Here is a 7,482-nt window from a genome sequence, read left to right on the forward strand (position 1 = left end):
CGAACGCCTTGTCGCGGCGAACGGTCACCAGCGGGCCTGGCTGGCGGTCGTCGCCGGCAATGCCCGGGCCCGGAGGTTCTACGAGCGGAATGGATGGGTCGACGAGGGCCTGTTCGACCACCTCGCACCGAACGAAACCGGACCTGTCGTCGTCCCGGCCCACCGCTACGTCAAACACCTCGGAGGGCACTCGAACGACCTGGCCGAGAAGGCCAAAGGGTAAGCCCGCGACCGTGCTCCGAGGGCTCGTACGGCGCGGCGTAATCACTGATTACGTGCGTCGGTCTTGAAGTCGACGCATCACGCCACTCCCGGTGGCCTCACGCCAGCAGCCAGTTCGCGGCCTCGTGGCATCGCCTCGTGAACACAGCCTATGCGAACGATGTTGAGATCGCCCACAGCGAGGTGGGTGAGGGCGAGACGGTGTTGCTGGGTGACCTACGACTCCCGGGGCAGCGGCAAGTCGAGTGCTCCGGAGCGGCCGTACTCGATCGAGGATCGGGCCCGTCGGTGCGAGAGGGAGCACGGTAGCGGGGACCGACCTTGCGCCCGCCGCGCTGCAGCCAGGGTTCTGCCATGGGATCGCAGACGTGCGACGGTACGGACTGCCCCGCGCAGTGATAGCCGCATTCCTGTACCCAGCGGCGAAGCTCGGCCATGGACGTGGCCCTCGGATCGAACACCACGGTGGCGGTCTGCCCGACCGGGTTCACCTCGGCCTCGATCACGCCAGGGCGGCGGCTCAGGGCAGCACGCACGACGTGCTGCTCCGAGGCCCACTGCAGCCCGCTCACGTCGAGAACCGCCGTGCGGCGATCCTTCATATCCCCAGGCGTCATGGTTCTCCTCCGTACCCGCCGGGCGGCGTGCAACAGGAAGCACTTGATCAACCATTGCTCATAGTAGTAATCGGCCCCCTGAGGCGCCGTATGCCGACCTCAAGGAGCCCTGTTCACACTCGTACGTGTGGCGGAGGCGATAGAGAGATCCGCTCCGTGAGCATGGACTGAAAATGAGGGCAACTGGCCAAGTCCTCATGATCGCAGTCCAGCGCGCAGTCGATGAGTTCAAACGACGCCTGCGCCTCAGCGATGCGCCGGGCCAGTTGCTCCCGGCGGCGCAGCAGGACAGCGCTTCGCCCATCCGAGACTCGCGAACCGTTCCAATACGACCGCATTCTCACCCGGTGGTTACACATAGTTATCAACAATCTATGCTGTGTAACTGAATGGGGCGGCGAGCTCTTCCGTTGTGAGGTGAGCGATGGCGGGTGATGCAGGGAGCAACAGCCTGTCCGCCTGGGTGTACGCGTTGGTGCTGGCCTTGTCGCTGGTCCTGCACGCCACCGTGAGCTTCCCGTGCGCCGTTCACGATCCTGGACGACCACCGTCCACGCCTGTTGGGCCACAGGCCGGCAGCGAACAGGCCGCCGGCCTGGAGTCCACGCCGATGCCCGGGCCGTCGCACACGCCTGCGCACGTGCCCGGGGTGCGTCATCAGGCAAGAGTCCTCGCCCACGGACTCACGCTGTCCAGGCAGATGCTCGCCGCCGCGCCAGACGTGTTCTCCGCACCCGCCGCACACGCCCTCCGGAACTCGGTGCTGCTGGCGGGAGCCGGGAGCACCCCCTCGCTGCCGCTGCCGGGTACGCAGATTCTTCGATGCTGACGGGCGTGTCCCTTCGCGCCGCACCTCACCAGCCGGCGCGAGGGCCGCCGTCCATTCGTCGACCCGCGACCTGGAGAACGAACCTGTCATGGACTCGTTGATCAACTATGCCCGTACCCTGCCGCGCCAGCGGCCTCGTCCCGCCGCCCAGGTGGAGCCACACCGGCCGGAGGCGATGTTCATCGCCTGTAGCGACGCCAGGGTGTCGCCCGCACTGCTGACCGGGGCCCGCCCCGGCCAGATCCTGGAATTGCGCACCGTCGGAAACGTCGTGCCACCGTACCGGCCAGGCCGGTGCTGCAGCGAGGCAGCGACACTCAGCTACGCGCTGGAAGTACTCGCCGTCACCGACATCGTCGTGTGCGGGCACTCACACTGCGCCGCGGTCGGCATCATGCGGCGAGGCGGGCTGACCACCTCGACCTTCGACACCTGGTGGTGGCTGACCCGCACCAAGGGCCGCGCTCGGCCGGCCCCGGCCCCGGCCACACCATCGGAGGTGTCCCACCTCCATGCCCAACTCGACAAGCTCCGCAGCTACCCCGCTATCAAGCGCCGCCTGGCCCAGGGCCGGCTCCGCCTGCACGGCTGGTACTACGACCTGAGCACGGGCGGCGTCAGCACTCTGGATCCCGACGACAACAGCCTCGGCCCGCTGTAAACGGGGTGACCGGGGCCTGGCAATGCACCAGGCCCCGCCACTTCTCAGGCCGGTGAATTACGCGGAACGCGGGCCTGGGCATCCGTCAACAACTCGAACCGCGACACAGATCCCAGGCCAATGGGCAATCCAACTGCGAGACACGTCCCTAGCACGCGGGCGCGTTCCGTACCGTCGAGCCGCGCACGTCCAGGGAGGGGGCGATCTCGACGTCCACGTCGGCTCCAGCGACCGCGGCGAGCGAGGCGTCGACGATCGCTTCGGTGCGCGACGCGATCGTGGTCAGGCCCGGTTCGACGATCTCGGCCAGGCTCGTGCCGTCGAAGCCGGTGAGGGCGATGTCGTCCGGCACCCTCACGCCGGCCTGCTGCAGGGTGGTGAGCATCCCGACGGCGAGCACGTCGGCGGCGCAGATCACCGCGTCGGCGGCGCGGGGATCGTCGAGGAGACGCCGGGCCGCCTCGACGCCGCTGCGCACGGAGAAGGTCGGCATGTCGATCAGCCAGTCGGACGGTCCGGCCAGGCCGAGGAAGCTGTTGAGCCGCTCGCGTCCGGCCGAGCTCGTCGACCGGGCGTCGACGAACACGATCCGGTCGCGGCCGATTGAGCGCAGATGGTCGACCAGCACGGCCACTCCCGCGGCGTTGTCCAGCCCGACGGAGATCGCGTCCACGTCCGCGGCCGTCCTGTCCACCTGGACGACGCGCCGGGTGCGCATGACCTGGCGGATGGCCTCACCGCTGCGCTCGCGTGAGACGGGCACCACCATCAGGGCGTCGACGAGGACGCGGTCGATCGAGCGGAGCTGGATCGACTCGACCTCGATGTCGTCGTTCGTGTCGACCGTGATGAGGCTGCGTCCCTCCGCCGCCAGGCGCTGGGAGAACGCCGCGACGAGCTCGGCGAAGTACGGGTTGGCGATGCCGGGCACGAGGAGCGCGAGCGTGTCCGTCGACTGGCGCCGCAGCGCTCGCGCGGCGGCGTTCACCCGGTAGCCGAGTGTGTCGGCGGCCTGTCGGACGCGTTCCGCGAGCACGGCGTCGACGTTGCGATCGACACCGGCCAGAACGCGGCTAGCCGTGGGCACGGAGACGTCGGCCAGCCGCGCGACCTCTTTGAGGCTGGTGCGCTTCGTGTCTCCATGAACCATTTCCCCGGCATCGTAGCGCGGATTGACAGGGGACGGACGTCCGTGCTTGTCTCTGGAAATGCTTTTCCCAGAGCGTGGTAACTCCGATCGGCTCGACATGCTCGTCATCGGATCGGTCAACGTCGACCTCGGGCTCCGGATCGACCGGTTCCCGAACGCGGGCCAGACGATCGGGGCGACGAGCATGTTCGAAGGGTCGGGCGGGAAGGGCGCCAACCAGGCCTTGGCCGCGGCTCGCCTGGACGGCCGCGTCGGCCTCCTCGCCGCCATCGGCTCGGATGCGGCCTCCGCGCTCGAGCCCCTCCGTGACGCCGGCGTCGACCTGCGGCATCTCGTCGAGGTGCCGGGGATGCCCAGCGGACGCGCGGTGCTGCTCATCACGGGTGACGACAACGCGATCGTCGTCACGCCGGGTGCGAACAGCCACCTCGCTCCCGAGCACATCCGTTCGTACCTGGCCGCCTCGGAGCCGCCGCGCGTCGTCGTACTGCAGCACGAGATCCCGCGCGAGACCGTCGAGTTCGCCATCCGCGCCTTCGCCGGCCGGTCCCGGGTCGTGCTCAACCCCTCCCCGTACCGCGAGGTGCCCGCCGACCTGCTCGACCTCGTCGACGTCCTCGTGATGAACGCGGGGGAGCTCGCGGACCTGTCGGGCGCCCCCACGCCACAGAGCGTCGACGAGGCCCGCGACCTCCTCGTGCGGACACCGATCACGGGCGACGTCGTCGTCACGGTCGGAGCCGACGGCGCCCTCGTGCGCACCGCCGGCCGCCTGAGCCACGTCCCCTCGCCCCGCGTCGCCGTCGACGACACCGTGGGCGCAGGCGACGCCTTCCTCGGCGCGCTCGTGGCGCGACTGTGCGAGGGCGACTCGCTCGACCGAGCCGCGCAGTGGGCCGCCGCCGCGGCTGCCATCGCCGTCAGCGGGACGGGCGCCGTGGGCGGCGACCTCAACCGCTTCTCCGTCGGATCGCTGCTGGCCTCGATGAACGACGCCGTCACGCATCCCTGACCTCGAACCGCACCACCCGCAACGACGCGCGCGTGCGCGAATCCGATCGGAAGTGAAGACCCTCGTGACCCCCGACACCCCGGCTCAGAAGAAGTCCCTCGTCGAGACCAACGGTGTGAACCCCGTCCCCGACGACGAACGGCGCGGCAGCCCGCGCGGCCTCTTCGCGATCTGGTTCGCCTGGAACATCTCCATCCTCGGCATCAGCTATGGCATCTACGTCTTCAGCCTCGGGCTGAGCGTGCCCCAGGCGATCATCGCCGGCACGATCGGCTACCTTGTCTCGTCGGCGTTCGTCGGCATCCTCGCCGTCGGAGGTCCGCGCACGGGGCTCCCGACCCTGACGCAGACCCGGTTCGCCTTCGGATTCGTGGGCAACCGCGTGCCCGCCTTCTTCGCCTACCTGTCGAACATGGGCTGGAAGATCACGATCATCACGCTCGCGTCCACGACCGGCGCCAACCTCTTCTCCAAGCTGTGGCCGGCCGTCTTCGCCAACTCCGACGGCAGCAGCTCGACCTTCACCATCGTGCTCTGGTTCGTGCTCGTGCTCGCCGTGACGATGACGGTCTCCGTCCTCGGCCACGAGCTGATCATGAAGGTGGAGGTCTGGATCTCCTGGGTGACCGGCCTGATGACGGTGATCTTCCTTGCGCTGATCATCCCCCATATCGACTGGGCGCGCCTCGGCGACGCCCCGGCCGGCGGTCCGCTCGCCATCGTCGGCGGGACCATCATGGCCATGACCCTCGTCGGCATCGGCTTCCTCAACTACGGCGGCGACTTCGCCCGTTACCTGCCGCGCAAGACCCCGGCCGCGGGCGTCATCGGCTGGACGATCTCCGGTCTCTCCGTGCCGACCGTGATCCTGCTCGTGGTCGGCGTGCTGCTCGCCGGGAGCGCGCCGAAGCTGGGCGAGGCGGCGGCAGCGGACCCGATCAGCGCGCTGACCGACCTGCTCCCACTGTGGTTCTTCATCCCGTTCTCGATCGTCATCGTGATCTCGCTCGTCTCGGCCGCGATCACCGGCATCTACTCGTCCGGCCTCGCGCTCCTGGCCATCGGCGTCCCGCTGCGCCGCTCGACCACCACGGCGATCAACGCCCTCATCATCGCCGCCGGCGCCTTCTACCTGCTGTTCATCTCGACCTCGTTCCTCGCTACGTTCCAGTCGTTCCTCTCCCTCATCGCCGTCATGATGGGGACGACGGGCGGCATCCAGATGATCGACTTCATCCGCCAGCGCCGCCTCGGCTGGAACACCGACATGGCCAAGCCCTTCGGCTCCGGCGGACGCAACGGCCGGTGGACGGCGCTGGTCAGCCTCGGCGTCGGCACCGTCGTCGGTCTGGGCCTGGTGACAAGCGCGGACCCGAACTTCGCCTATGTCACCGGCTTCTTCCTGACCGATGAGGCCAAGGGCGGCGTGTTCGGCGCGAGCAATGTCGGCGTCGTGATCGCGATGGCCGTGGGCGCCGGGCTGTACGCGCTGCTGACGTTCGGCGTCAAGCTCGACCCGAAGCCCGACTACTCGCGTGTGCCGGCGGAGCAGTCGGAGCCGCAGGCGGTCGAGCAGTGACGATCGGGCCCGCCGACGAGAAGCTCGCGCGCTTTCGCGACCCGGACTTCTGGCATCGCCCTGCCAACTACTGGTTCTGGCACCGCGTCCCGACCGAGGACGAGATCCTCGAGCAGCTCACGACGATGCGGCAGGCCGGCTACGGGTCGTTCCAGGTGGCGGTGCGCCTCTCCTGGCCGCTGCGGGAGTACCTGTCCCGCGAGCACCTCGCGGCGGTCAGGACCACCGCGGACACGGCTCGGCGACTCGGGCTCCGCATGGGCATCTACGACGACTACAACTGGCTCTCCGGTCACGCGGGAGGGAAGACCGTCGCCGGCCACGACTCCTTCCGCGAGAGCCACCTTTTCTGGACAGCGTCGACGGTCGTAGACGGCCGCGCGGAGCTGACCGTCAGCGGCATCCATGCCACGGACGTCGACTGGCTGCTGGAGCAGGGCGCGGAGTGGGTCTTCGACGGCGGGTCGCCACGCTGGGCGGACTGGGAGCTGCAGGGCGTCTTCCTGCGCTCGGACGACGGCGAGGACCGGGACGTGACCGATCGCGCCACCATCGCCCGCAGCGGCCCCGACGGGGCGACGGTCGCCGTCGAGTTGCCCGGCGCCCCCGCCGGCGCGCGCGTGGCCGCCGCGCTGTCGGCGCGCTGCGCGACCTCCCGCATGATCGACTATCTGGAGCCGGCTGCGGCGCGCCGGTTCACGGAGGTCGGGCTCCAGCCGTACGTGGACGCCCTGAGCGACCACATCGGCGACACCGTGGTGTACGTGTTCTTCGACCAGCCGCACTCCTGCTTCTGGGACTGGACGGAGCGGACAGGGACGCTCGGGTCGTCGCTCATGTACTCGGCAACGCTCCGCGAGGCCGCCGACCGGGAGCTCGACGGCGGGTGGCGCGGGATCCTGCCCGCGCTCCTCTCCGACGATGCCGGACAGGCGGAGGTGCGGGCGCGCTTCTTCTCCCTCTACGCCGCGACGGCGACGGACGCATTCTTCGGCACCGTCGCCGACTGGTGCCACGAGCACGGGCTCCTCTTCTCCGGGCACGAGGTGCTCGCCCATGTCGGGTCGTGGGACATTACCGACGTCGTGATCGCCGACGACGTGCGCTCCAACTTCGGCATGGACTACTTCGCGATCGACGCGTTCCGGGACGTGACCGCCGTGGACGCGCGGAACAACGACGCCCAGCTGAGCGCCAAGTTCGGCGACTCGGTGGCGCGCGCCCACGGGCGCAGCGGGTGCATCGTCGAGCAGTACTACGCGCGGGTCGAGCCGGGCACGCACTTCGGGGCGGGGCAGTGGGAGCTGCGGCTATCGGACATGCGCGCGCAGGCGATCCGGCACCACCTGCTCGGGGCGCGCCAGTTCCTCGAGCACGCGTTCTGGCTCACGGACGGCGACGAGCGGGACGGC

Annotated in this window: 6 protein-coding genes and 2 pseudogenes; 6 read left to right on the top strand and 2 right to left on the bottom strand. The window is 69.4% G+C overall.

All coding sequences use genetic code 11. The annotated features are described in order from the left end of the window. Positions 1-223, top strand: a pseudogene (locus AB0J09_RS49970) (hypothetical protein); the annotation flags it as partial. Between the two features lie 148 nt (positions 224-371). Here the strand turns inward: AB0J09_RS49970 and AB0J09_RS49975 are convergent. Continuing rightward, complete coding sequence (locus AB0J09_RS49975; protein WP_360708164.1) at positions 372-839, bottom strand: heavy-metal-associated domain-containing protein; 468 nt, start codon at positions 837-839, stop codon at positions 372-374. A gap of 424 nt (positions 840-1,263) precedes the next feature. Between AB0J09_RS49975 and AB0J09_RS49980 the strand changes: the two genes are divergently transcribed. Further along, a complete protein-coding gene (locus AB0J09_RS49980) occupies positions 1,264-1,668 on the top strand; it encodes a hypothetical protein (protein WP_360708167.1) in 405 nt (134 codons plus the stop codon). Between the two features lie 88 nt (positions 1,669-1,756). Continuing rightward, on the top strand, positions 1,757-2,329 hold the full coding sequence (locus AB0J09_RS49985) for a carbonic anhydrase (protein WP_360708170.1): 573 nt from the start codon (positions 1,757-1,759) through the stop codon (positions 2,327-2,329). Positions 2,330-2,477: 148 nt separating this feature from the next. Here the strand turns inward: AB0J09_RS49985 and AB0J09_RS49990 are convergent, their stop codons facing one another. After that, positions 2,478-3,479 carry a LacI family DNA-binding transcriptional regulator gene (locus tag AB0J09_RS49990; RefSeq protein ID WP_360708173.1) on the bottom strand — a complete coding sequence of 334 codons (1,002 nt, stop codon included), beginning with the start codon at positions 3,477-3,479 and terminating at the stop codon, positions 2,478-2,480. A 97-nt stretch (positions 3,480-3,576) separates the two neighbouring features. Here AB0J09_RS49990 and AB0J09_RS49995 point away from each other — a divergent pair, with 97 nt between their 5' ends. The 3 genes and pseudogenes from AB0J09_RS49995 to AB0J09_RS50005 form a co-directional block, all read left to right on the top strand. Beyond that, complete coding sequence (locus AB0J09_RS49995) at positions 3,577-4,491, top strand: ribokinase (protein WP_360708176.1); 915 nt, start codon at positions 3,577-3,579, stop codon at positions 4,489-4,491. A gap of 52 nt (positions 4,492-4,543) precedes the next feature. Then, positions 4,544-6,070 (top strand): cytosine permease, encoded by a 1,527-nt coding sequence (locus AB0J09_RS50000; RefSeq protein ID WP_360708179.1) that lies wholly within the window; start codon positions 4,544-4,546, stop codon positions 6,068-6,070. Further along, a pseudogene (locus AB0J09_RS50005) lies at positions 6,067-7,482 on the top strand (hypothetical protein); the annotation flags it as partial. The gene AB0J09_RS50000 and the pseudogene AB0J09_RS50005, both read left to right, overlap by 4 nt.

The sequence above is a fragment of the Nonomuraea sp. NPDC049784 genome (assembly GCF_040659615.1).
Taxonomy (GTDB): Bacteria; Actinomycetota; Actinomycetes; order Streptosporangiales; family Streptosporangiaceae; genus Nonomuraea.

Excerpts from the sequence above, each read along its gene's own strand:
- AB0J09_RS49975 (WP_360708164.1), bottom strand. The coding sequence starts at position 839 with ATGACGCCTGGGGATATGAAGGATCGCCGCACGGCGGTTCTCGACGTG.
- AB0J09_RS49980 (WP_360708167.1), top strand. The coding sequence starts at position 1,264 with ATGGCGGGTGATGCAGGGAGCAACAGCCTGTCCGCCTGGGTGTACGCG.
- AB0J09_RS49985 (WP_360708170.1), top strand. The coding sequence starts at position 1,757 with ATGGACTCGTTGATCAACTATGCCCGTACCCTGCCGCGCCAGCGGCCT.
- AB0J09_RS49990 (WP_360708173.1), bottom strand. The coding sequence starts at position 3,479 with ATGGTTCATGGAGACACGAAGCGCACCAGCCTCAAAGAGGTCGCGCGG.
- AB0J09_RS49995 (WP_360708176.1), top strand. The coding sequence starts at position 3,577 with ATGCTCGTCATCGGATCGGTCAACGTCGACCTCGGGCTCCGGATCGAC.